The following is a 24,388-nucleotide window of genomic DNA, read 5'->3' as shown; positions in this document are numbered from 1 at the left end:
CAACTCCGGCCCGATCGGACCACGATGACGGCAATGAGTGCCGCGGGCAGTGCCGGGGGGCGGACCGCACATCGCAGTGATTCCTCCGTGCGTGCCGTGCGTCCCCGCACTTCCACGGAGGAACACCCCAAGATGAGCTTCGGCGACCCGAACAACCCGTACGGGCAGCAGCAGCCGGCCCCGCAGGGGCAGCCCGGCTACGGCTACCCGCAGCAGGCCCCGCAGAGCGTCCCGCCGCAGGGCGGCTACGCCTACCCGCAGCAGGCACCGATGGGCTACCCGAACCAGGCGTACCCGGCCGGCCCCGGCGGATTCCCCGGCGCCCAGATGCCGATGCCCGGCGGGGTGAAGGCCGCCCGCGTCATCCTGTTCATCGTCGGTGGTCTCCAGGCCCTGGGCGGGATCGCCGCCCTCATCGGCGGAGCGCTGTTCGCCTCGATATTCTCGGACTCCTCCAGCTCCTCGGGCTACAGCTCCTCGGCGAGCGACGCGGGCACGCTCGCGGGCGGCGTGATCGTCGGCATCGGCATCTTCGCCCTGGCCCTGTCGCTGTGGCCGATCCTGACCGCCGCCAAGCTGGGCAAGGGCCGCGGCGGTGTCCGGGTCTCCGGCATCATCTACGGCTCGCTGATGACCCTCTTCTCCGGGATCGGCGTGCTGGCCAACTTCGTGGCGCTCAGCAGCGACGCGGCCGCGGGCGCCGTCGTGTTCTCGCTGCTCGTGGGCCTGGTCGAGTTCGGGCTGGCCCTCTGGGTCCTCGTCGGCCTGGCCAACTCGGCCGCCGGCGCGTACTTCCGGCGCCCGGAGTACTAGGCCGCAGGAGCCGGCAAGGCCCGGTCCGTACGGCGAAGGCCGCCACCCGCACTGCTGCGGATGGCGGCCTTCGCCGTACTCGGTGACCGGTGACCGGTGACCGGTCACCGGTGCTCAGTGGAAGAAGTGCCGGGTGCCGGTGAAGTACATGGTCACGCCGGCCGCCTTCGCGGCCTCGACGACCTGCTCGTCACGGACCGAACCGCCCGGCTGGACCACGGCCTTGATGCCCGCGGCGGTCAGGATCTCCAGCCCGTCCGGGAAGGGGAAGAAGGCGTCGGAGGCCGCGTACGAGCCCTGCGCGCGCTCGGCGCCCGCCCGCTCGACGGCGAGCTTCGCCGAGTCGACGCGGTTGACCTGGCCCATGCCGACGCCGACCGAGGCGCCGTCCTTGGCGAGCAGGATCGCGTTGGACTTGACGGCCCGGCAGGCCTTCCACGCGAAGGCGAGCTCGGCGAGCTCCTCCGGGGAGAGGGCGTCGCCGGTGGCGAGGGTCCAGTTGGCCGGGTCGTCGCCCTCGGCCTGGAAGAGGTCGCTCTGCTGGAGCAGCGCGCCGCCGGAGATCGGCTTCAGGTCACCGGGCTGGTGCGGGGTGCCGTCGACCTTGAGGACGCGGATGTTCTTCTTCTTGGCCAGGATCTCGACCGCGCCGTCCTCGTACGCCGGGGCGGCGATGACCTCGGTGAAGATCTCCGCGACCTGCTCGGCGAGCTCGACGGTCACGGGGCGGTTGACCGCGATGACGCCGCCGAAGGCCGACAGCGGGTCGCAGGCGTGCGCCTTGCGGTGCGCGGCGGCCACGTCCTGGTCCACGGCGATGCCGCACGGGTTGGCGTGCTTGATGATCGCGACGCAGGGCTCGTCGTGGTCGTACGCGGCGCGGCGGGCGGCCTCGGTGTCCACGTAGTTGTTGAAGGACATCTCCTTGCCGTGCAGCTGCTCGGCGTTGGCGAGCCCGCCCGGCTGGCCGTCCGTGTACAGCGCGGCGGCCTGGTGCGGGTTCTCGCCGTAGCGGAGGGTGGACTTGCGGTCCCACGCACCGGCCAGGAACTCGGGCAGCACGGCCTCCGGCTCCGGGGCGTACGCATTCGTGAACCAGGAGGCCACGGCGACGTCGTACGCGGCGGTGTGCTGGAAGGCCTCGGCCGCCAGCCGCTTGCGCGCGGTGAGGTCGAAGCCGCCGCCCTGGGCCGCGGCGAGGACGTCGGCGTACCGGGCGGGGCTGGTGACCACGGCGACCGAGGGGTGGTTCTTGGCGGCGGCGCGGACCATCGACGGGCCGCCGATGTCGATCTGCTCGACGCACTCGTCGGGGGTGGCGCCCGAGGCGACGGTCTCCCGGAACGGGTAGAGGTTGACGATCACCAGGTCGAAGGGCTCGATGCCGAGCTCGGCGAGCTGGCGCTGGTGGTCCTCCAGGCGCAGGTCGGCGAGGATGCCGGCGTGCACGCGCGGGTGCAGGGTCTTGACCCGGCCGTCCAGGCACTCGGGGAAGCCGGTGAGCTCCTCGACCTTGGTGACGGGCACCCCGGCCGCGGCGATCTTGGAGGCGGTGGAGCCGGTGGAGACGAGCGCGACGCCCGCCTCGTGCAGGCCGCGGGCCAGCTCCTCCAGTCCCGTCTTGTCGTAGACACTGACGAGCGCGCGCCGGATCGGTCGCTTCGACGAGCTCGACGAGGTGGTGCTGCTCTCTACGGCGGTCACTGGATTGTTACCTTTCGTCCCTCAATGCGGTAGCCGTGCCGGGCCAGGCGCCCCACGACGTCGACGAGCAGCTGGCGCTCGACTTCCTTGATGCGCTCGTGCAGAGCGGCTTCGTCGTCCTCGTCCCGGACCTCGACCACACCCTGGGCGATGATCGGACCGGTGTCCACGCCGGCGTCCACGAAGTGGACCGTGCAGCCGGTGACCTTCGCGCCGTAGGCGAGGGCGTCCCGTACGCCGTGGGCGCCGGGGAAGGCCGGGAGGAGGGCGGGGTGCGTGTTGATGAAGCGGCCGCCGAAGCGGCCGATGAACGACGCGCCCACGATCTTCATGAACCCGGCGGACACGACGAGGTCCGGCGCGTGGGCGGCGGTCGCCCCGGTGAGGGCGGCGTCCCACTCCTCACGGCTCCCGTACGCCTTGACCGGGCACACGAAGGTGGGGATCCCCGCCTTCTCGGCCCGCTCCAGGCCGACGATGTTCTCGCGGTCGGCCCCCACGGCGACGACTTCGGCGCCGAAGCCCTCGGATCCGCCCGGGTGGGCGTCGATGGCGTCGAGCAGGGCCTGGAGGTTGGTGCCGGAACCGGAGACCAGCACGACCAGGCGGGAGGCGGCCATGGGAGGCCCTTTCTGCGGGAATGCTTCCATACATCTTGTGTGATCAGACAAAACTTCGGTATCCCGAAATACGGGGGACCCTACGAAGCCGCCGACCGCCTGCAACGATACCGGCACACCGGACAGCCCCCGAGGGACGGGGGGACGGGCGGGCGGTAGCGTCTGGCGTACAAGCCGCATACGGCCACGACACAGGGGAAGAAACGCACTCGATGCCGGATCGCCGCCAGCCCGACTCCTCCACCGACGACAACCCCTTCGCGGCTCCCCCGGAAGGGCGGCCCGACCAGCCGTGGCAGCCGCGCAGCGGTGGCGACGGCAGTGGCGGCCGCCCCGGTGAGGACCCCGGCACCGGCCCGGGCGGGCCCGTGCGCTGGGACCCGACGGACCCGGTGCAGCGGCGCGCCCGGTACGCGCTGCTGGCCGGCATGTGGGGCTTCTTCTTCGGGATCTTCGGGATCCCGTCGGTAGGGCTGCTGCTGGGCGCGCTCGCCATGTACTGGGGCATCAGCGGGCTGCGCGGGAAGCCCGCGGCCGTATCCCCGTCGGACGCGAGGGGCGACGCCGTGGCGGGCCCTGCCGCCCAGGGGGGCCTGGCGGCCCTCGGGCCGGCGGCCCGCCCCCAGAAGACGGCGGCGATCGGCGGGCTGGTCACGGCCTCGCTGGCGATCCTGCTGGCCCTGAGCTCGTACGGATTGCAGCTGGCGTACAAGGACTTCTACGTCTGCCGCGAGGACGCCCTCACGAAGTCGGCGGAGCTGCAGTGCAACACGCTGCTGCCGGACAACGTGCTGGGCAAGATCCTCAAGGTCCAGCAGTAGCGTCCGGCAGCGGCCCTCGCCGGCGGTCGCGCCGGCTCAGGCGGGGGGCTTGCGCCGGGCCAGCACCCGGGCGCCGGCCACGGGCGGTACGAGCGGCCCGGACGGCCCGGGTTCCCGTGGCGGGGCCTGCTCCGCCGGGAGCGGAGCCGGCGTCAGGTCCAGGTGAAGTCCCGTCACGACGGTGAACCGGCGCGACGGTTTGACGGGTGCGGCCGGCCCCGGTTGAGTCGGCACCTGTTCGTTCGGCACCTGTTCATTCGGCACCGGCCCGGCCGGCCCCGGCTCGGCGCGGGCCGGCGGCGCGTCCTGGGCCAGGTCGGGGATCAGGGCGCCCGCGGCACGCCGCAGCGCCTCCCAGCGCAGCTCCCGCACGCCGCTGTCGTGCCACTCGTCCTCCCCCTCCATGGCGATCGCGTCCGCCTGCCGGGCGGGCCGGGTCCGCCAGGAGTGCACGGCCACCGCCACCGGCACCGCCGGGAGCAGCGTCCACGCCAGGGCCGCAGCGCCGGTCGCCCACCACACCGGGCCGAAGCTCGCCAGCCCCCGCGAGCCGAGCGGCCCCGACGAGGCCGCCGCGAGCCCGGCCAGCACCAGCGCGCACACGAGCGCGCCCAGAGCCGCCGTCAGAGCGGTCTCCCTGTAGGAGACTTCACGCGCCCGGCGTACCGCGAACCACCCGACCGCCAGCCCGGCCAGCAGCGGCACCCCGGCGGTCGCACAGGTCAGCAGCGTCCCGGGCCCCTCCGGCGGCAGCGCCGCCAGCAGCGGGAACCTCGGCAGCGCGGGCGCTCCCGCGAAGCCGAGCGGGGTCGCGGTCGCGCCGGTGCCGAGGGCGAAGCCGGGCCCGAGGGCGTAGGCCGCACCCCACACCACGGCGTTCGGGAGCAGCGCGAGGGCGAGGAGCAGGACCGCGAAGCGGCCGGACCAGACCCCGGTCAGCGCCAGGAAGGACCCCTGGACCTCCGCGGCGTGCCAGGCGAGCGAGGCCCCGACGAGCAGCGCGCCACCGCCCAGGAGGACGAGGGCACCGGCGGCTCCGGCCCGCAGCGCGAGGGCGTAGCGGGGGCGCGCAACGGCCCTGCGCACGCCCCCCGGCACCCATTCGGGCAGCGGCCCGACCGGACGCCCCTTGGCCGCCCACACCCCGCCGGCGGCGGCGAGCACGGCGACCAGCGGGACGTGCCAGGCGGCGCTGAGCGGGTCGGCGGGCATGGGGCCGCCGGCCGCGTAGACGGTGGCCAGCGATCCGACCGAGAGGTATCCGCAGGTCACGGCAGAGAAGACGGCGCTGGCGGGCAGGACCTCGTCCCCGTCGCTGCCGTCGCCCGAGGCGCTGCCGAGGCGGGCGGCGCGGCGCATGAGCAGGGCGGGCAGCGCGACGAGCAGCAGCGGGGTCACCCCGACGGGGGCCGGGACCCCGGAGAGGGTCTCGTACCGGACGAGCTCGGTCCCGTGGGCGAGCAGCCAGAGCCCGGCGGCCAGGTGCAGGGCGCCGCCGGGGCCGCTGTCGGGGTAGGGGGAGCTGATCCACAGCACGATGACGAGCACGGCGAGGAAGCCGAGCCCCAGCCCGGCGGCCACGGCCCCGCCGAGCACACAGGCCGCGGCGGCCGGCGAACGGCGCCGTCCGGCGGCCCTCGGGGCGGGCGGCGGCGCCGTCGGCAACGGGGTGCCGCGTTCGGTCACTTGGGTCACCCCGCCATGGTGCCAACGACACGCGCTATGGGCGGGTAACAGGCGAATGTCCGTGGTGTCGCTCAATATACGTTTATGTACTTTTACGCCCAGGGCTGCCGGCAGGTCACGGGGAGTGTGGCATGACAGAGAGCGTCGAGGAGCCGGGGCTCCCCTCGCCCAGGGAACGCCGCAGACTGCGCGAGGCGGCGGGCCTGACGTACGAGGACGTCGCGACGGCGGTGGGCGTCACGGTCAGCACGGTCCGCTCCTGGGAGACGGGCCGCACGGACCCACGGGGCCGCAAACGCGAGGCGTACGCGGGCTTCCTGACGGCCCTCCACCCCGCGGCCCCGGCGGGCACCCGAGCCTCCGTGCCCGGGTCGCAGGACACGGCTGCGGGCGAACCCGACGCGGTCGCCCCCGCATCGGGCGCGGCGGCGCGTGACGGCACGTCATCGGCCGACGGCCACGCGGACACGGACACGGACGCGGACGCGCAGAGCACCGGCGCGGCCGAACCCGAAGCGACTCCGTTGCGGACCGCGGGCGGCATCCGGCCCTTCGGCACGGGCGGGCACGGGCCGCTGACCCGGCCGCCGGTCGCGGCCAAGCGGGCGGCCAGGCCCCCCGGGGCCATGCCCCGCCATGCGGACAGGGTCAACGTCAAGGCCACCGCCCGCGGGATCGGCACGCCCGGCCGGGCCGCTCCCGGCCCGGCCGGCCGCCCCCCGCAGCCCGACGCCCACGCACCCGCGCCCGCGCCCGCGCCCGGGCAGGACCCGCCCCACCCCCCGGCGGGAACCGCCCCCGAGGACTCCCCCCACCCGGAGGGGTCCGGGCAGATCCGGGCCACTGCCACGGAGCAGCCCGGGCAGCCGCCCGCCACATCCCACCCGGAGGGGCCGGGACAGGACCCCGCCGCCCCGGAGGGGCACGGGCGTGCGCCCGAAGGGGCCGTCGCACCGCACCCCGGGGGGCCGGAGGGACACCCGCCCGCTGCGGACGAAGCCGCCGAGCAGCCCGGGCCGTCGCCCGCCACGCCGCAATCCGAGGGGTCGGGACAGGCGCCGGACGGGGCTGCGCCCGACGCCGCCCCGGCCGAGGGGGACCCGGAGGTTCCGGAGGATCCGGACGGCGGGGCGGCGGCCGGGCCGTTGGGACCCAGGGAGGTGTTCGATGCGCTGTACGAGTACGCCGCGCCCGCCCTCACCCGGCAGGCGTACCTGCTCACCGGCCGCCGCCGCCTCTCCCAGGAAGCCGTCGAGCGGGCGTTCCAGCTCGCCTGGGCGCGGTGGCCCGAGGTGGCCACCGATCCCGATCCCGTCGGCTGGGTGCGCGCCGCCGCGTACGAGTACGCCCTCTCCCCCTGGCACCGGTTCCGCCGAGCCCACAAGCACCCCGACAAGGCCCCGGCCGCCCCCGCCGACCGCATCCTGATGGACGCCATGCTGGCGCTCCCGCCGGCCCACCGCCGCACCGTCCTGCTCTACGACGGCGTCGGCCTCGACCTCCCCGACACCGCGGCCGAGACCGAGGCCAGCACCCCCACCGCCGGCAGCCGGCTCCTGCACGCGCACGCCGCCCTCGCCGACCGGATCCCGGAACTGGCCGCCGCGCCGCCCGAGAAGCAGTCCGCGCTGCTGCGCGAGCGGCTCGGCGCGGTCAAGCCGGCCGTCCGGCTGGAACCCCGCGCCGCAGCCGTCGTACGCGTCGCCGCCGAGTACCGCGTCAGGCGCTGGACCCGCGCGGTCCTCGGCCTGAGCGCCGTGATCGCCGCCGCGACCGCGTACACCACCGTGACCGCGCCCCGGCAGTACGAGCCCCCGATCGCGCCCGGCGCGAGCGTCTCCGGGGTGCCCCCGCTCAGCGGCCCCCAGCGGCTCACCGACGAAACCCGGCAGCTGCGCGAAAGACTGCGCGCGCACCCGGCGCACAGGCCCGAGCGGCTCGCTCCCGGCCTGGAGTGAACCCGGGCGGAAACGGGCGTGGCCCGCACCCCGTTCGGGATGCGGGCCACGCCCGTACAGCCGTACGCGCGTACGCAGCGGCAGGTGTTACTGCGCGGCGTTCAGGATCTCGCGCGCGAGCTTCGCCGTCTCGGTCGGCGTCTTGCCGACCTTGACGCCGGCGGCCTCGAGGGCCTCCTTCTTGGCCTGCGCGGTGCCGGAGGAGCCGGAGACGATGGCGCCGGCGTGGCCCATGGTCTTGCCCTCGGGGGCGGTGAAGCCCGCGACGTAGCCGACGACCGGCTTGGTGACGTTCTTCGCGATGAAGTCCGCCGCACGCTCCTCGGCGTCGCCGCCGATCTCGCCGATCATGACGATCAGCTCGGTCTCCGGGTCGGCCTCGAAGGCCTCCAGGGCGTCGATGTGCGTGGTGCCGATGACCGGGTCGCCACCGATGCCGACGGCGGAGGTGAAGCCGATGTCACGGAGCTCGTACATCATCTGGTAGGTCAGCGTGCCGGACTTGGACACGAGACCGATCTTGCCGGGCTTGGTGATGTCGCCCGGGATGATGCCGGCGTTGGACTGGCCGGGGGTGATCAGACCCGGGCAGTTCGGGCCGATGATGCGGGTCTTGTTGCCCTTGGCGGTCGCGTACGCCCAGAAGGCGGCGGAGTCGTGCACCGCGATGCCCTCGGTGATGACGACGGCCAGCGGGATCTCGGCGTCGATGGCCTCGACGACGGCGGCCTTGGCGAAGGCCGGCGGGACGAAGAGGACGGAGACGTTGGCGCCCGTCTTCTCCATCGCCTCGGCGACGGAGCCGAAGACCGGGACCTCGGTGCCGTCGAAGTCGACGGTCGTGCCGGCCTTGCGCGGGTTCACGCCACCGACGATGTTGGTGCCGTCAGCCAGCATCAGCTTGGTGTGCTTCATGCCCGTGGCACCGGTCATGCCCTGGACGATGACCTTGCTGTCCTTGTTGAGGAAGATAGCCATGTGAGTCTGTGACCTCTGCCCTTACTTCGCAGCCGCGAGCTCGGCGGCCTTGTCGGCCGCGCCGTCCATGGTGTCCACGCGCTGCACCAGCGGGTGGTTGGCGTCCGAGAGGATCTTGCGACCCAGCTCGGCGTTGTTGCCGTCGAGACGGACGACGAGCGGCTTGGTGACCGCCTCGCCCTTCTCCTCCAGCAGGGCCAGCGCCTGGACGATGCCGTTGGCGACCTCGTCGCAGGCGGTGATGCCACCGAAGACGTTGACGAAGACGGACTTGACGTCCGGGTCGCCGAGGATGATCTCGAGACCGTTGGCCATGACGGCGGCGGAGGCGCCACCGCCGATGTCCAGGAAGTTGGCGGGCTTGACGCCGCCGTGGTTCTCACCGGCGTACGCGACGACGTCGAGGGTGCTCATGACGAGACCCGCGCCGTTGCCGATGATGCCGACCTCGCCGTCGAGCTTCACGTAGTTGAGGTTCTTCGCCTTGGCGGCGGCCTCGAGCGGGTTCGCGGCCGCGTGGTCCACGAACTCCTCGTGGCCCGGCTGGCGGAACTCGGCGTTCTCGTCGAGCGAGACCTTGCCGTCGAGGGCGATGACGTCGCCGGAGGCGACCTTCGCGAGCGGGTTGACCTCGACGAGGAGCGCGTCCTCGGCGATGAAGGTCGCCCACAGGGTCACGAGGACCTCGGCGACCTTCTCGGCGACCTCGGCCGGGAACTGCGCCAGCGCGACGATCTCGCGGGCCTTCTCGATGGTCACGCCCTCGTTGGCGTTCACCGGGACCTTGGCGAGCTTCTCCGGGGTCTCCTCGGCGACCTGCTCGATGTCCATGCCGCCCGCGACCGAGGCCATGGCCAGGAAGGTGCGGTTGGTGCGGTCCAGCAGGTACGAGACGTAGTACTCCTCGAGGATCTCGGGAGCGGTCTCGGCGATCATCACCTTGTGGACCGTGTGGCCCTTGATGTCCATGCCCAGGATGTCCGTCGCACGGGCGACGGCCTCGTCCGGGGTGGCGGCGAGCTTGACGCCGCCGGCCTTGCCACGGCCGCCGACCTTCACCTGCGCCTTGACGACCGACTTGCCGCCCAGCCGCTCGGTGGCCTCGCGAGCCGCCTCAGGCGTGTCGATGACTTCACCGGCCAGCACCGGTACACCGTGCTTGGCGAAGAGGTCCCTCGCCTGGTACTCGAACAGGTCCACGCGCGTCCGTCCCTTGTCTTCAAAGATTCGCAGTGATTCGCGGTTGTCTGCGTGGGCGTGCCGCGGAGGGCAACGTGACGGCGCTGTCACTAGGGAGGCGCACACGGTGACCGTGGACGCGGCATGTCCGTCCCGCAGGTTATCCCCGTGGGACCTGGGTCCCTAAATCGCAGATCACACCTGAGCGGTGATACCTGTCACAGAACACCTCACGGTTGAACTGGAAATTCGTGTGATCCGCCAGGCCCGGCGGCGCCCATCGGGGACGGTCCGGAGGCGGGTTCGGGGACGGGCGGGGGGCGGGGCACGGGACAGATCAGCGGGCGGGTCAGCGGGCGGGTCACGGGACGGGCAGGGGGCGCTTCTCCAGGGCCGCGGCCATGACCTCCGGGAACAGGTCGGGGGTGCAGGCGAAGGCCGGGGCGCCCAGTGCCGCAAGGGCCGCGGCGTGCTCGCGGTCGTAGGCGGGGGCTCCCTCGTCGGACAGGGCCAGGAGGGTCACGAACTCGACTCCCGAGGCCTTCATCGCCGCGACGCGGCCCAGCATCTCGTTGCGTATGCCGCCCTCGTAGAGATCACTGATCAGGACCACGACGGTATCGGCAGGGCGGGTGATCTTCGACTGGCAGTAGGCGAGGGCGCGGTTGATGTCGGTGCCGCCGCCGAGCTGCGTGCCGAACAGGACGTCGACCGGATCGTCGAGCTGATCCGTCAGGTCCACGACGGCGGTGTCGAAGACGACGAGCCGGGTCGCGATCGCACGCATCGAGGCGAGCACCGCGCCGAAGACGGAGGCGTAGACGACGGAGGCGGCCATCGATCCGGACTGGTCGATGCAGAGGACCACCTCCTTCTTCACCGCCCGGGCGGCGCGCCCGTACCCGACGAGCCGCTCGGGGACGACGGTCTCGTACTCCGGCAGGTAGTTCTTCAGATTCGCCCGGATGGTCCGCTCCCAGTCGATGTCCGCGTGCCGGGGGCGGCGGGTGCGGGCGGAGCGGTCGAGGGCGCCGGTGAGGGTGGCGCGGGTGCGGGAGGCGAGCCGCTCCTCCAGCTGCTCGACCACCTTGCGGACGACGGCGCGGGCCGTCTCCCGGGTCGTCTCGGGCATGGCCTTGTTGAGGGAGAGCAGCGTTCCCACGAGATGGACGTCGGGCTCGACGGCCTCCAGCATCTCGGGCTCCAGGAGGAGGGCGGACAGGCCGAGCCGCTCGATGGCGTCCCGCTGCATGATCTGGACGACGGAGCCGGGGAAGTACGTACGGATGTCCCCGAGCCAGCGGGCCACGTGGGGCGCGGACCCCCCGAGCCCCCCGCTGCGCTGCCCGCCGCCCTTCGGGGCCCCGCCCGCGCCGTACAGCTCCGAGAGCGCGGCATCCATGCCGACGTCCCGCCCGCTCAACACGCACCCGGTCCCGTCCCCGTCGCCCCCGAGCACCATCCGCCACCTCCGCAGGCGCGCCTCCGCGGCGGCTTCGCCCCCTGCCGGGATCCCCGTACCGCTCATCTGCCCGTCCCCCTGTCCTCGTCCCGGCCGCCGGCCCGTGCCGACGCCGCGTGTCCATGTCCGCCTCGGACGCATCCGGGCGCCCGTACCCACCCGTGCCGCTCGTGTGGCCCCACCGCTGCGCGGCCCCTTCCCGCCCGCCCCCGTCCCGCCCCCGGGCTCTGCCCGGATCCGGAGCCCCGCGCGGCGCCGGTGGTCACGGCGGGGCGAGCAGGAGGCCGAGGACGGGGAGGACCGCGTCCGCGCGGGCGGGGTCCAGGGTGGGGGCGAAGCCCTCGGGGGCCCGGGTCGGCGCGGGCTGCGCCGACGGGCCGCGGCGGACCAGCTCGCCCAGGCTCCGCTTCACACCCGCCTCGTACGCCCCGAACGTCCTCCGCAGGAGCGGCAGCACATCGGTGAAGGCCCGCTCCGGCACGCCGGTCAGCCACGCGTCGATCAGCCCCAGCAGCCGCGCGTCGTGGACCAGCAGCGTGCCCCCGCCCGAGCCTCCGCCCGCGAAGCCGTCGATCCAGCCCGCCGCGTCCGCCGGCGACGCCGCCGGGGACAGCGCGAGCCCCATCAGCCGCGCCGTCTCCTGCGCCGGAAGCCGCCCGTCGTCCAGGAGCAGCCTGGCCGCCCGCCCGCGGATCACCCCCGCCACCGTGTCCCGCCCGGCCAGCGCCCGCAGCACCGCCGACCACCGCTCCCGCAGGCCGTCCTCCTCCAGGAGCCCGATCGCGCCGTGGACCGCGTCCACATGGCCCCGCAGTTCCGCCGCCGCGTCGGCGTCCAGACCCGCCGCGCACGCGGGCGGCAGCGCCACGCATATCCGCTCGGCGAGCCCTCCCGCGACCGTCCGCAGCGCCGAGGCGTCCGTCCCCCGTACGTCCCCGTACCGCAGCGAACGGGCCAGCGCCGGCAGGGCCTTGGCGAGCCGTGCCACGTCGGTGTCCAGTGCGGCCCGGTCCGCGAGGGCCCGCAGGACGGCGGGCAGTGCCCCGGACAGCCCGGCCAGCAGGCACCGCTCTGCCAGCGCCGTGACCTCGCCGAGCTCCGCCGCCCCGGCCGCATCCGCCTCGGCCTTGGCGGTGGCGGCCGCCACGACGGTGGTGCCCCAGATCCCGGCCTCGGCGACCCGCACCGACAGCTCCGGCTCCCAGCGCAGCCGCCACGTCTCGCGGAACGTCCCCGTGCTCCCCCGCGAGGCGGCCGGTGTGCCCCAGTCGATGCCGAGCAGCCGCAGCCGGTGCAGCAGCAGGGACTTGGCCGCGTCGGTGTCCTTGCGCAGGTCGAGCTCCAGCTCGCGCTCCTGCGCCTCGGCCCTGAGCCGCAGCGAGCGCTGCTTCCGGGTCAGGTCCCGCTGCAGCGGGACGACGGGCGCTCCGTCCGGGACCTCGCCGAGCACGTCGCCGACGACCAGGCGGTCCTCGACGAGCGCGAGCGGTATGTCGGAGCCGTCGCACATCACGGCCCGCACCGCCTCGAGGGTCTCCGTCAGCCCGGCCGCCGGCCGCCCGCGCACCGCGGCCAGCGTCCCCGCCAGCCGGACCGCCTCGATGACGTGCGCCGGGGAGACCTGCCGGTCCTCCTCCCGCAGCAGCCCGGCGACCTTGGTCAGCCACCGCTCCACCGGCCGGTCCCGGGCCGCGAAGAGGTGCGCGTACCAGCCGGGCGAGGTGATGCCCGCGCCGTACCCGCCGGCCCGGGCGAGCCGCCGGTGGGTCCAGGGCACCCAGGTGGTCTCCACCTTGGCCTTGGGGAGCCCGGTGAGCAGCGCCTTGTCCGCGGCGGCCGTGGTCTTCGCGCGCAGCGCCGGTACGTGCCAGGCCCCGCACACCACGGCGTACGCATCCCCGAACTCCCGGCGGGCGGCCCGCATCCGCTGCCGCATGTACGCCTCGCGCACCAGGTCCCGGGTGTGGCCGCCGTCCCCGTACGCCTCGCGCAGCGCCCCCATCGCCTCCCCGAGCGCCTCGAACGCGGCGAGAGGGTCCTCCCGGACGGCGCCGCGGTGCTCGACCACGTCCTCCCACCAGCGCTCCGGGTCGTCGTACCCGGCGGTCTCGGCCAGCACCGCGAGCGGGTCCGGCCGTACGGACCCGGCCTCTTCCGGGTCGGTGCCGGGCTGCGCGGCCAGCGTGTGCGCCGCCGGGAGGTCGATGAACCGGACCGCAACCGGCACCTCCTGCTGCTGCGCCCAGCGGATGGCGACCCACTCCGGCGAGAACGCGGCCAGCGGCCAGAACGCCGCCCTGCCCGGATCGTCGGCGGCGTGCGCGAACAGGGCGACGGGCGGCCGCATCCCCGGGTCGGCGGCCAGCGGCAGCAGCGCGTCCCCCTCCGGCGGACCCTCGATCAGCACGGCCGCCGGGCGGGCCGCGTCGAGGGCGGCCCGCACCGCGCGGGCCGAGCCGGGCCCGTGGTGCCGTACGCCCAGCAGCAGCGGCCCCCGCCGCCCGGCGGCCGGGCCGCTCGTACCGCTCATGCCGTCACCTCGCGGCAGGCGCGGTAGAAGTCCTTCCAGCCGTCCCGCTCGCGCACCACGGCCTCGAGGTACTCCTGCCAGACGATCTTGTCGGCGGCCGGGTCCCGGACCACCGCGCCGAGGATCCCGGCGGCCACGTCGGACGGGCGCAGGACGCCGTCCCCGAAGTGGGCGGCCAGGGCCAGGCCGCCGGTGACGACCGATATGGCCTCGGCGGTGGACAGGGTGCCGCTCGGCGACTTCACCTTCGTACGGCCGTCGCCGGTGACCCCGTCGCGCAGCTCGCGGAAGACGGTGACGACGCGGCGGATCTCCTCCAGGCCCTCGGGCACGGCCGGCAGGTCGAGGGCGCGGCCCATCTGGTCGACGCGGCGGGCGACGATGTCGACCTCGGCTTCGGCGGTGGCGGGCAGCGGCAGCACGACGGTGTTGAAGCGGCGGCGCAGCGCGCTGGAGAGCTCGTTGACCCCGCGGTCGCGGTCGTTGGCGGTGGCGATGAGGTTGAAGCCGCGCACGGCCTGCACCTCCTGGCCGAGCTCCGGTACGGGGAGCGTCTTCTCGGACAGGACGGTGATCAGGGTGTCCTGGACGTCGGCCGGGATACGGGTGAGCTCCTCGACGCGGGCGGTCATGCCCTCGGCCATGGCCCGCATGACGGGGCTCGGTACCAGGGCTTCGCGGCTGGGCCCGTGGGCGAGGAGGCGGGCGTAGTTCCAGCCGTACCGGATCGCCTCCTCGGGGGTGCCGGCGGTGCCCTGGACGAGGAGGGTGGAGTCCCCGCTCACGGCGGCGGCCAGGTGCTCGGACACCCACGTCTTGGCGGTGCCGGGGACGCCGAGCAGGAGCAGGGCGCGGTCGGTGGCGAGGGTGGTGACGGCGACCTCGACGATGCGGCGCGGGCCGACGTACTTGGGCGTGATGACCGTGCCGTCCTCCAGGGTGCCGCCCAGGAGGTAGGTCGCGACGGCCCACGGGGAGAGCTTCCAGCGCGTCGGGCGGGGCCGGTCGTCGGCGGCCGCGAGGGCTTTCAGTTCGTCCGCGAAGGCGTCTTCGGCGTGCGGCCGCAGCGCCTCGGCGCCCTTGTCGTTCTCGGGCATGGTCATGGTCCCCCTCCAATGCTCGGCAGCCGTTCCCGACTGCTGGAACAACCGTGCACCACGCCACTGACAACGCCCTTTGCTCACACCGTTGTTGCAGGTCAGGGCAATTGTCAGTGGGGGTCTCTACGGTGGGACACATGACTGAGCAGGCGGTCCGCTGGACGGCGGAACAGGTACTGGCCCTGGCTCCTGACGATGCGTCACGAAAGGCGGGGGCCAAGCTGGGCGGGGCGGGCTCGTGGTCGCATACCGGAGATTCCGCTTCCGCTTCTGTGTGGGGGTTGTGCAAGGGCAGCGGCAGTACGCCGTACCGGACGGTCGTGGACCTGAGGGGCCCGGCGTACACGTGCTCGTGCCCGAGCCGGAAGTTCCCGTGCAAGCACGCGCTCGGGCTCCTGCTGCTCTGGGCGGCGGAGGGGTTCGGCGAGCCCGGTGAGGCTCCGGACTGGGCCGCCGGGTGGCTGGCGGAGCGGGCGGCGAAGGCCGGGCGCCCCGCGGCCGCGGCGGGCGGACCGGTGGACGAGGAGGCGGCGAGGCGCCGGGCCGAACGGAGGGCGGCCCGGATCAGTGCGGGCGTCGGCGAACTGGAGCAGCGGCTCGAGGACGTGCTGCGCGGGGGCCTGGCCGGCCAGCAGCAGGCGGGGTACGCGCCCTGGGAGGAGACGGCCGCCCGGATGGTCGACGCCCAGGCTCCCGGACTGGCCGCGCGGGTGCGGGAGTTGGGGACGATACCCAGTTGCGGACCCGGATGGCCCGCCCGGATGCTGGAGGAGGGCGCGCTGCTGCACCTGCTGAACCGGGGTTGGCTCGGGCTGGCAGGCCTGCCGGAGCCGCTCGCCGCGACGGTCCGGAGCAGGGTGGGGCTTGCGGGTACCGCCGCGGAGGGGGAGGTCGTACGGGACCGCTGGCTGGTGCTGGCCCAGTACGACTCGGTGTCACCGGACGGCCGGCTCACCACCCGGCGGACTTGGCTGCGCGGGCTGGGGAGCGGGCGCCCGGCCCTGGTGCTGGACTTCGGTCCGCCCGGGCGGCCTCCGGGGCTGGCACTGCCCGTGGGGCTGGTTCTGGAGGCGCAGGCTCGCTTCCGGCCCGGTTCGGCGGGGCTGCGGGCGGATCTCGGGGAGAGGTCCGCGGCGGCCGAGCCGTGCGACCGGGTCCCGGCCGGGGTCGGTACGGGGGCGGCACTGGAGGCGTACGGGGCGGCGCTGCGGGAGGACCCGTGGCTCGACTCGTGGCCGGTGGTGCTGGGCCCGGTGATCCCGATACCGGGGGAATCGGGCTGGCAGCTGGCGGATGCGGAGGGCGACTGCGCGCTGCCGGTCGCGCTCGCCGGCGGCGGGTCGCGGTCCGGGCTGTGGCAGCTGGCCGCGCTCTCGGGCGGCGGCCCGGTCACGGTGTTCGGCGAATGCGGACACCGCGGATTCACTCCATTGACGGCATGGCATCCGGGCTGCCCGGAACCGGTCGCCCTGGGGTGACGGCGCCGGGGGCGGTGTAGGGGAGGGAGCGTTGGCGCGGGGGCGCCGGCGTGCACGAACGACGAAGCCGGGGGGCTTTTGTGAACGACAACCACGCAAGCTGAAGGGTCGGCGGACGGGGCGCGAAAGCTGCTCCGGTCCCGCGGAGGGGGCGGGACCGGAGCACTGCACGACGAGAGGGAGGGACGCGGTGACGGCCACGGTGACCACGGGCACGACGACAACCACGACGACAACGACGACAACCACCACGACGACGGGCACGACCGCGGACGCGGGTCACGGGGAGTGGGAGGAGCTGGTCGGGGCCGCGCTGTTGGGGACCGGGCGGAGGCAAGGCAGTCCGGCGGCGCTGCTCGACGCGGCGGCCGTGCAGACCGTACGGCGCCGGGCCGGGCTGCGGCCCGCCGAGGCGGGTCCGCGGCCGGATCCCGCGCCGCGGGATCCGCGCCCGGCCCCGCCGGAGCCGGCCCGGCGGCGGCTCGCCCAGCTGCTGGCCGGCCGGAGCGGCGCGGGCAGCGGCGGCGGGCGGCGCGGCGCCGCCCCGGATCTGACGGAGCTGCTGCCGCAGTGGCTGGCCGCCGCCGGGCGGCACGGCTACCGGGCGCCGGCCGCGCTGGTGCCGGCCCTGCTGGACGCGGCCCGGGCCCGTACGGATCTGCGCCCGCAGGCCCTGGCCCTGGCCGGGGCGCGGGGGCTGTGGCTGGCCCGGCTGAACCCGGACTGGCGGTTCGCCCTGCGCGGCGGGGCGGGCGGCGCGGGGGAACTGCCCGCCCCCGAGGACGGGGCCGGGGTGGAACGGCTGTGGCAGGAGGGGCTGTTCGCGGAGCGGGTGGCCCTGCTGGGGGCGGTACGGGCGCACGAGCCGGCAGCTGCGACGCGGCTGCTGTCGACGACTTGGGCCACGGAACGGGCCGAGGACCGGCTGATGTTCCTCGACTCGCTGCGGGTGGGACTGACGGCGGGGGACGAGCCGTTCCTGGAGGCGGCCCTGGGCGACCGGAGCCGCAACGTCCGGGCGACGGCCGCCGAGCTGCTGTCCGCGCTGCCGCAGTCCGCGCTGGCCGGGCGGATGGCGGAGCGCGCGCTGGCCTGCGTGGGGCCGGAGGGGGTTGCCCCGCCGGCCGAGTGCGATGCGGGGATGCTCCGGGACGGCGTGGTCGAACGGCCGCCGGCCGGGCGCGGGGAGCGGGCCTGGTGGCTGGGCCAACTGGTGGAGGCGGCGCCGCTGTCCTGCTGGCGGGAGCGGTTCGGCGGGCTCGGCCCGGCGGAGATCGTGGCGCTGCCGGTGGCCGGGGGCGAGAGCTGGCGGGAGGAGCTGCACGCGGCGTGGTGCCGGGCGGCGGTGCGCCAGCGTGATCCGGACTGGTCGAAGGCCCTGCTCGGCGCGGCCTCGGCGCCGCCCGCGACGGCCCCCGGCACGGCGTCGCTCGCGGAGCGGGCGAAGCTGCTGTCGATCCTGCCCGACGGGGAACGGGCGCAGTGGGTCGCGGAGTTCATACGGGCCCACGGCCTCTCGGAGGCCTTCCAGCTGCTCGGCGTGTGCGTGGTGCCGTGGGCGGGGACGCTGGGGCGGGCCGTGGTGGACGCGCTGGACGCCGCGCGGGAGGCGGGCAGCTACCCGTGGAGCTTCAGCGGGGTGATGGGCCTGGCGGAACGCTGCCTGGATCCCGCTGCGGCCGACCACCTGGAGTCCCTGACGACGGCGTCGGACGGCCCGCCGGACACGTCCCCGGGCGCGGCGGCGTACTGGGCCGAGGCCTTCCAACGCCTGGTCGCCACGCTGCGCCTGCGCGCCACGATGCTCGCGGAGCTGGCCCCGCGGCCCTGACCTGCCCGGGGTACCGCTGCGCGGCATCGACTCCGCGCAGCGGTGGCCCGGCGGCTACGCGCTACGGACGTTGGCGCGGACCCAGTCCACGATCGACGTCGTCGTTGCGCCCGGGGTGAAGATCTCGGCCACGCCCTTTTCCTTCAGGGGCGCGATGTCGTCGTCCGGGATGATGCCGCCGCCGAAGACCTTGATGTCCTCCGCGTCGCGCTCCTTGAGGAGTTCGAGGACGCGCGCGAACAGCGTGTTGTGGGCGCCGGAGAGGATCGAGAGGCCGATCGCGTCGGCGTCCTCCTGAATGGCGGTGTCCACGATCTGCTCGGGGGTCTGGTGGAGGCCGGTGTAGATGACCTCCATGCCGGCGTCCCGCAGCGCACGCGCGATCACCTTGGCCCCGCGGTCGTGGCCGTCGAGACCCGGCTTGGCCACCACCACACGGATCGGACCGGTCACACCCATCGCACTGCCTCCCGAGTGAACGAACGTTAAGTACAGCATCGCGCACACCCCCGTTTCACGGTCAACCACGAGGGGGAAATCACACGTGGGACGGCGTTGATTCACCGCCAGGGGAGCCGCACCGGGGGCGCCGCGCCACCGTACCGACAGCCGCACGGCACGGTGGCGCGGCCGGCCGCATCCCCAAGAGGCGCTGTCCCACAAGGCTGAGGGGGGCCGTCCATGGGGGTGTCCATACCCGTACCCGTGTCCGGGGCCGCGCTGCGGGCCGGGGTGCTCGAGGCGGTGGTCTTCGGCGGCCACCTGCTCCTCTACCCGACCGGGATACTCCAGGAGAAGCCCGCCGAGACCGGGAGAAAACACCTCGGGCGGACGCCCGCGCTGCTCCTGCACGGGTTCACCGACAACCGGTCCGTCTTCGTCCTGCTGCGCCGCACGCTCGCCGCGGGCGGACGGCGGCAGGTGGAGACGTACAACTACTCCCCCTTCACCCGCGACCTGCGCGTCACCGCCCGCCACCTCGCACGGCGCGTCGAGGAGCTGTGCGAGCGCAGCGGACAGGAGCAGGTGGACCTGGTCGGGCACAGCCTGGGCGGGCTGGTCGGGCGGTACTACGTCCAGCGCCTCGGCGGCGAGGCCCGCGTCCGCACGCTCGTCACGCTCGGCACCCCGCATTCCGGCACGCGCGTCGCCCCCTTCATGGACGCCCACCCGCTGGTCCGGCAGATGCGCCCGGATTCCGCGGTGATGGCCGAACTGCGGGCTCCCGCGCCCGGCTGCCGGACCCGATGCGTGGCGTTCTGGAGCGAGTTCGACGAGCTGATGGATCCGACCGAGACGGCCCGCATCGAGCATCCGGATCTCCGTGCGGAGAACGTGCAGGTCACCGGGATCGGACACCTCGCCCTGGCCGCCCATCCCGCGGTGACGGCGGCGGTCCGGCGCGCGCTCGACGGACCCGGTCCGGCCGCGGTCGAGAGCCTGGGAGATGCCGCTTCCGTCGCGTGAACACCAACCCACCCGGACTCGAACGGATTTCGAACTCAAGGCCAAGGCTCGGCCTTGCCACGACCGAAAGACGGCCGAATGCCCGGTTCCGGAAAGCCCGGGACCTCTCGAAGATTGTCGTTGCCAGTAACCGCCGGGTACAGTCACGCCACTGCTCTCCCCAGGGAACCTCGAGTTCCCTGGCCACCCAGGCCCCCACTGCCGAGGCGAAAGAGAAGTTGGTGAACGACCGCCCCTCGTCGGGCCTGTACCCCGATTCCGGGTACGACGGCCTTTCCGACACCACTTTCGCTGGTGACTCGGCCTATGTTTCCTACGAAACACAGGGCCAGGGGTACGACTACGCCTCTTACGCCTCTTACGAGACCGGCGCGTACGACTCCACCGCCTGGTCCGTCCAGGGCAGTTACCCGCAGGACGGCGGCTACCTGCCGACCGTCCCCGCCCAGGGCGGCGTCACCGAGGACGCCGGCACCGGGCAGTGGGATGCGAGCGCCTGGAACCAGCCGGGCAGCACGGACTACCAGGCCACCGCCTTCGGCTACGAGCAGACCGGGCAGGCCGCGCAGACCGGGCAGTGGGCGATGCCGGGTTACGGCACCACGGGCACCGAGACCGGCGCGTACGACGCCACCGCCTGGAACACCGTCCCGCAGCACGAGCAGCAGACCCAGACCTTCTCGTACGACTACCCGTACGAGTACCAGCAGCAGCACGAGGCGCAGCCGCAGCAGCACCAGGACGCGGCCTACTCCTACGAGGCGCCGGCCGCCCCCGCCGCCGGCGTCTACAGCGAGACCGCCGTCTTCGAGGTCCTCGGCAACGAAGCCCCCGAGCCGGACCACGACCTCGACCTCGAGCAGGACTTCGGGCCCGGTACCGATGCCGACCTCGCGGCGGCCCCGGTGCACGACCTGCCCACCCAGGCCATGCCGGTCACCCCGGCCGCCGCCCCCGTGCCGCGCGGCTCGCGCCGCGCCGGCGCCAAGACCAAGTCGGCGCCTTCGGCCGCTTCCCCGTCCGCAGGCGGCGGCAGCAGCCGGCGCCGCACCCCGGCGAAGCGTTCCGCCCTGCTGACCGTGGCCGTGCCCTCCGCCTGCGTGATGGGCGTCGCCGGTGTCGCGGCGGCCTCCGTCGGCGGACTCACCGCCGTGGACAAGCCCGCCGAGGACACCACCACGATGGCCGCGCCCGACCCGGCCTCGGTGAAGCCCGTCGCGGCGAACAGCAAGCTCGACACCCAGCTGACGGCGCTCAGCGCCGACGCGGGCGACTTCGCGGACCGCGCGAGCCGCACGCAGGAGCGCATCGACCTGCGCCAGCGCCAGGAAGACGAAAAGAAGAAGAAGGCGGAGGAGGAGGCGGCCAAGGAGGCCGCCCGTCCCAAGTTCGCGATCCCGGTCGAGCAGCACGGCCTCAGCGCCAGCTTCGGCCAGGCCGGCGGCATGTGGATGTCCGTGCACACCGGCATCGACTTCCCGGTCTCCTACGGCACCCCGGTCATGGCCGCCACCGACGGCACCGTGCGCACCCAGTGGAACAGCGCCTACGGCAACATGGCCATAGTGACCTCGCCCGACGGCACCGAGACCTGGTACTGCCACCTCAGCAGCACCAAGATCCGGTCCGGCAAGGTCAAGGCGGGCGACGTCATCGCCTACTCCGGCAACTCCGGCAACTCCACCGGCCCGCACCTCCACTTCGAGGTACGGCCCGGCGGCGGCTCGGCGATCGACCCCCTGCCCTGGCTCCGCAGCCACGGCCTGGACCCGACGTAGCAGGTGCGCGGCCGGGGAAACGATCCCCCGGCCCCCGGCTCCCCGAGCCCTCTCCTACAGCTTCTGCACCGGCGCGTAGCGCAGCAGCAGGCGCTTCGGCTTGTCGTCCCCGAAGTCGACGGTGGCCTGCGCGTCCGCGCCGGCGCCCCTGACCTCCATGACCGTGCCCAGCCCGAACTGGTCGTGCGTGACCCGGTCCCCGACCGCCAGCGCGATGACCGGCTTGTCGGCGGCCCGGCGCGTCGCGAACCCGGACGGCCCCGACTTCGTACGGGACGAGGACAAGAACGCCTCCGGCGAGGTCCCGAACGTGGCCTTCCCGCCGCCCGAGCCGGACGACCCGTATCCCGAGCCCGAACTGCGCATCGGGCCCGCGGGCTTCTGCGCGGCGCCCGTGCGCTTCCACTGCAGGTACTCCGCCGGGATCTCCTCGAGGAACCGCGACGGCGGGTTGTACGAGGGGGTGCCCCAAGCGCTGCGCATGCTCGACCGGGTCAGGTACAGGCGCTCGCGCGCCCGGGTGATGCCCACGTACGCGAGGCGGCGCTCCTCCTCCAGCTCCTTGGTCTGGCCCAGGGCCCGCATGTGCGGGAAGACCCCGTCCTCCATGCCGGTCAGGAAGACCACCGGGAACTCGAGGCCCTTGGCGGTGTGCAGGGTCATCAGCGTGATGACGCCCGAGCCGTCCTCGTCCTCGTCCGGGATCTGGTCGGAGTCGGCGACGAGCGCGACCTGCTCCAGGAACTCGGCCAGCGTCCCCGGGTTGTCCTCACCTCGGGCCTGTTCGAACTCCAGCGCCACGGCCGCGAGTTCCTGGAGGTTCTCGATCCGCGTCTCGTCCTGCGGGTCGGTCGAGGCCTGGAGCTCGGCGAGGTAGCCCGTGCGCTCCAGCACCGCCTCCAGGACCACCGCCGGGCCCGCGCCCGAGTCGACGATCGTGCGGAGCTCCTCCATCAGCACGTTGAACCGCTTCACCGCGTTGGTCGAGCGCGCGGCCATGCCGAAGGCCTCGTCCACGCGCCGCAGCGCCTGCGGGAAGGTGATCTTCTCGCGCATCGCGAGCGCGTCGACCATCGCTTCGGCGCGCTCGCCGATACCGCGCTTGGGCACGTTGAGGATCCGGCGCAGCGGGACGTTGTCCTCGGGGTTCGCGAGGACGCGCAGGTAGGCGAGGACGTCCCGGACCTCCTTGCGCTCGTAGAAGCGGACGCCGCCGACGACCTTGTACGGGAGTCCGACCCGGATGAAGATCTCCTCGAACACGCGCGACTGCGCGTTCGTCCGGTAGAAGATCGCCACGTCGCCCGCCTTGGCGTCGCCCGCGTCCGTCAGCCGGTCGATCTCGTCGGCGACGAACTGCGCCTCGTCGTGCTCGGTGTCCGCGACGTAGCCGGTGATGACGGCGCCGGTGCCGGCCTGGGTCCACAGGTTCTTGGCGCGGCGGTTCTCGTTGCGCTCGATGACCGCGTTGGCGGCGGAGAGGATCGTCTGCGTGGAGCGGTAGTTCTGCTCCAGCAGGATCGTCGTCGCGTCCTTGTAGTCCTCCTCGAACTGGAGGATGTTGCGGATGGTCGCGCCGCGGAAGGCGTAGATCGACTGGTCGGCGTCACCCACGACGCACAGCTCGGCCGGCGGCAGGTCCGGGTAGCCGGTGCCGACGAGCTCGCGCACGAGCGTGTACTGGGCGTGGTTGGTGTCCTGGTACTCGTCGACCAGGACGTGCCGGAAGCGGCGCCGGTAGTGCTCGGCGACGTCCGGGAACGCCTGGAGCAGGTGCACCGTGGTCATGATGATGTCGTCGAAGTCGAGCGCGTTGGCCTCGCGCAGCCGCCCCTGGTACATCGCGTACGCCTGGGCGAGCGTCTTCTCGAAGCCGTCGGCGGCCTGGCCGGCGAAGGCGTCCTCGTCGATGAGCTCGTTCTTGAGGTTCGAGATCTTGGCGTTGAAGGCCTTGGGCGGGAACTTCTTCGGGTCCAGGTCCAGGTCGCGGCAGACGAGCGCCATCAGGCGCTTCGAGTCGGCCGCGTCGTAGATCGAGAAGGACGAGGTGAAGCCGAGGCGCTTCGACTCGCGGCGCAGGATCCGCACGCAGGCGCTGTGGAAGGTGGACACCCACATGGCGTTGGCGCGCGGGCCGACCAGGCCCTCGACGCGCTCCTTCATCTCGCCGGCGGCCTTGTTGGTGAACGTGATCGCCAGGATCTGGCCGGGGTGGACGTTCCGCGCGGCCAGCAGGTGGCCGATGCGGTGGGTCAGCACCCGGGTCTTGCCGGAGCCGGCGCCGGCCACGATGAGCAGCGGGGTGCCCGCGTGCACCACGGCCGCGGCCTGCTGCTCGTTCAGCCCGTCCAGGAGGGTCGCGGGGTCGATGACGGGCTTCGGGGAGCCGTCCCGGTAGTACGCGTCACCGCTCCCCTCACTGCCGCCGGCAATGTCGAATCGGCCCCCGAAGAGATCGTCCGCACCCGGCTCGGGGGCGGCGTGCTCCTCGGGCGGCGGAGGGACCTCGTCGGAGGGGGTGAGGTCCGCCAGGAAACTGTCGTCAAAGAGGCTGCTCATCGCTTTCCGAGTCTAGGGGTCGGGACGGACACCCGGTCCCGACCGCGGAAAATCGGCCGCACCCGCCCCTGTGGTCCCCCTCACCCCGCCGGAGCACCAGCTCCAGCAGGCCCGGGAAGCGCAGCTCCAGGTCGTCCCGGCGCAGCGTGAGGTAGAGCCTGCGGCCCTGCGGGCGCCGGTGGATCACCCCGCCCTCGCGGAGCGTCTTCAGGTGGTGCGTGACGCTCGACCTGGGCAGGTCGGGGACCACCTCGCCGCAGAACGTCTCCTCGCCCGAGGCGAGCTTGCGGACGATCTCGAGGCGGACGGGGTGCCCGAGGGCCGCGAGCACCCCGGCCAGGTCGAGATCCTCGGTGCAGGGGTGGGCCGGCTCCTCGGCGCAGGGGCGGGTCGGCTCGGCGGCGGCAGGCATGGCGCCACTGTA

18 protein-coding genes are annotated in these 24,388 nt (G+C 73.9%); 7 read left to right on the top strand and 11 right to left on the bottom strand.

What is annotated here, in order from left to right; translation table 11 throughout:
- Window positions 1–132 precede the first annotated feature (132 nt).
- The gene (locus ACFYXK_RS23030) at window positions 133–813 is read left to right on the top strand and encodes a hypothetical protein (RefSeq protein WP_389412795.1); all 681 of its coding nucleotides are present in this window, start codon (window positions 133–135) and stop codon (window positions 811–813) included.
- 114 nt (window positions 814–927) lie between these two features.
- Here the strand turns inward: ACFYXK_RS23030 and purH are convergent, their stop codons facing one another.
- Window positions 928–2,517: a bifunctional phosphoribosylaminoimidazolecarboxamide formyltransferase/IMP cyclohydrolase gene (gene purH / locus ACFYXK_RS23025; protein ID WP_389412794.1), complete on the bottom strand. Its 1,590-nt coding sequence runs from the start codon at window positions 2,515–2,517 to the stop codon at window positions 928–930.
- Window positions 2,514–3,137: a phosphoribosylglycinamide formyltransferase gene (purN, locus tag ACFYXK_RS23020; protein WP_383505583.1), complete on the bottom strand. Its 624-nt coding sequence runs from the start codon at window positions 3,135–3,137 to the stop codon at window positions 2,514–2,516. The genes purH and purN overlap by 4 nt, the downstream gene beginning before the upstream one ends.
- A gap of 212 nt (window positions 3,138–3,349) precedes the next feature.
- On the opposite strand from purN, the gene ACFYXK_RS23015 reads away from it, so the two are divergent.
- Window positions 3,350–3,958 carry a hypothetical protein gene (locus ACFYXK_RS23015; RefSeq protein WP_389412793.1) on the top strand — a complete coding sequence of 203 codons (609 nt, stop codon included), beginning with the start codon at window positions 3,350–3,352 and terminating at the stop codon, window positions 3,956–3,958.
- A 36-nt stretch (window positions 3,959–3,994) separates the two neighbouring features.
- Here the strand turns inward: ACFYXK_RS23015 and ACFYXK_RS23010 are convergent, their stop codons facing one another.
- A complete protein-coding gene (locus ACFYXK_RS23010; RefSeq protein WP_389412792.1) occupies window positions 3,995–5,653 on the bottom strand; it encodes a DUF6350 family protein in 1,659 nt (552 codons plus the stop codon).
- A gap of 122 nt (window positions 5,654–5,775) precedes the next feature.
- On the opposite strand from ACFYXK_RS23010, the gene ACFYXK_RS23005 reads away from it, so the two are divergent.
- Entirely contained in the window at window positions 5,776–7,602 is a 1,827-nt protein-coding gene (locus tag ACFYXK_RS23005; protein ID WP_389412791.1) for a helix-turn-helix domain-containing protein, read from the top strand.
- Window positions 7,603–7,689: 87 nt separating this feature from the next.
- On the opposite strand, the gene sucD is transcribed toward ACFYXK_RS23005, so the two are convergent.
- From sucD to ACFYXK_RS22980, 5 genes are all read right to left on the bottom strand, one after another.
- Window positions 7,690–8,580: a succinate--CoA ligase subunit alpha gene (sucD, locus tag ACFYXK_RS23000; RefSeq protein ID WP_030710487.1), complete on the bottom strand. Its 891-nt coding sequence runs from the start codon at window positions 8,578–8,580 to the stop codon at window positions 7,690–7,692.
- 21 nt (window positions 8,581–8,601) lie between these two features.
- The gene (gene sucC / locus ACFYXK_RS22995) at window positions 8,602–9,780 is read right to left on the bottom strand and encodes an ADP-forming succinate--CoA ligase subunit beta (RefSeq protein ID WP_030290619.1); all 1,179 of its coding nucleotides are present in this window, start codon (window positions 9,778–9,780) and stop codon (window positions 8,602–8,604) included.
- Between the two features lie 340 nt (window positions 9,781–10,120).
- Window positions 10,121–11,287, bottom strand: a complete 1,167-nt coding sequence (locus tag ACFYXK_RS22990) for a VWA domain-containing protein (protein WP_389412790.1) — start codon at window positions 11,285–11,287, stop codon at window positions 10,121–10,123.
- A 196-nt stretch (window positions 11,288–11,483) separates the two neighbouring features.
- Window positions 11,484–13,751, bottom strand: coding sequence for a DUF5682 family protein (locus tag ACFYXK_RS22985; protein WP_389412789.1), 2,268 nt, complete (start codon window positions 13,749–13,751; stop codon window positions 11,484–11,486).
- Window positions 13,748–14,854 (bottom strand): AAA family ATPase, encoded by a 1,107-nt coding sequence (locus ACFYXK_RS22980; protein ID WP_389412788.1) that lies wholly within the window; start codon window positions 14,852–14,854, stop codon window positions 13,748–13,750. The genes ACFYXK_RS22985 and ACFYXK_RS22980 overlap by 4 nt, the downstream gene beginning before the upstream one ends.
- A gap of 134 nt (window positions 14,855–14,988) precedes the next feature.
- Here ACFYXK_RS22980 and ACFYXK_RS22975 point away from each other — a divergent pair, with 134 nt between their 5' ends.
- Both ACFYXK_RS22975 and ACFYXK_RS22970 read left to right on the top strand, forming a co-directional pair.
- Window positions 14,989–16,329, top strand: coding sequence for an SWIM zinc finger family protein (locus ACFYXK_RS22975; RefSeq protein WP_389412787.1), 1,341 nt, complete (start codon window positions 14,989–14,991; stop codon window positions 16,327–16,329).
- A 190-nt stretch (window positions 16,330–16,519) separates the two neighbouring features.
- Entirely contained in the window at window positions 16,520–18,160 is a 1,641-nt protein-coding gene (locus tag ACFYXK_RS22970; RefSeq protein WP_389412786.1) for a DUF5691 domain-containing protein, read from the top strand.
- 54 nt (window positions 18,161–18,214) lie between these two features.
- Here the strand turns inward: ACFYXK_RS22970 and ACFYXK_RS22965 are convergent, their stop codons facing one another.
- Entirely contained in the window at window positions 18,215–18,619 is a 405-nt protein-coding gene (locus tag ACFYXK_RS22965) for a cobalamin B12-binding domain-containing protein (protein WP_389412785.1), read from the bottom strand.
- A gap of 222 nt (window positions 18,620–18,841) precedes the next feature.
- Here ACFYXK_RS22965 and ACFYXK_RS22960 point away from each other — a divergent pair, with 222 nt between their 5' ends.
- Window positions 18,842–19,627 carry an esterase/lipase family protein gene (locus tag ACFYXK_RS22960; protein WP_389412784.1) on the top strand — a complete coding sequence of 262 codons (786 nt, stop codon included), beginning with the start codon at window positions 18,842–18,844 and terminating at the stop codon, window positions 19,625–19,627.
- Between the two features lie 221 nt (window positions 19,628–19,848).
- Window positions 19,849–21,405: a M23 family metallopeptidase gene (locus ACFYXK_RS22955; RefSeq protein WP_389412783.1), complete on the top strand. Its 1,557-nt coding sequence runs from the start codon at window positions 19,849–19,851 to the stop codon at window positions 21,403–21,405.
- Between the two features lie 54 nt (window positions 21,406–21,459).
- Here ACFYXK_RS22955 and pcrA read toward each other — a convergent pair whose 3' ends face one another.
- Together pcrA and ACFYXK_RS22945 are read right to left on the bottom strand one after the other, a co-directional pair.
- Window positions 21,460–23,964: a DNA helicase PcrA gene (pcrA, locus tag ACFYXK_RS22950; RefSeq protein ID WP_389412782.1), complete on the bottom strand. Its 2,505-nt coding sequence runs from the start codon at window positions 23,962–23,964 to the stop codon at window positions 21,460–21,462.
- The gene (locus ACFYXK_RS22945; RefSeq protein ID WP_389412781.1) at window positions 23,948–24,376 is read right to left on the bottom strand and encodes an ArsR/SmtB family transcription factor; all 429 of its coding nucleotides are present in this window, start codon (window positions 24,374–24,376) and stop codon (window positions 23,948–23,950) included. Before ACFYXK_RS22945 ends, pcrA begins: the two co-directional genes overlap by 17 nt.
- Between the last annotated feature and the right edge of the window lie 12 nt (window positions 24,377–24,388).

It is taken from the genome of Streptomyces sp. NPDC002209, assembly GCF_042890265.1.
Classification (GTDB): Bacteria; Actinomycetota; Actinomycetes; order Streptomycetales; family Streptomycetaceae; genus Streptomyces.
The sequence above is the reverse complement of the archived record's forward strand: the minus strand, read 5'-3'. Positions and strand labels throughout refer to the sequence as shown.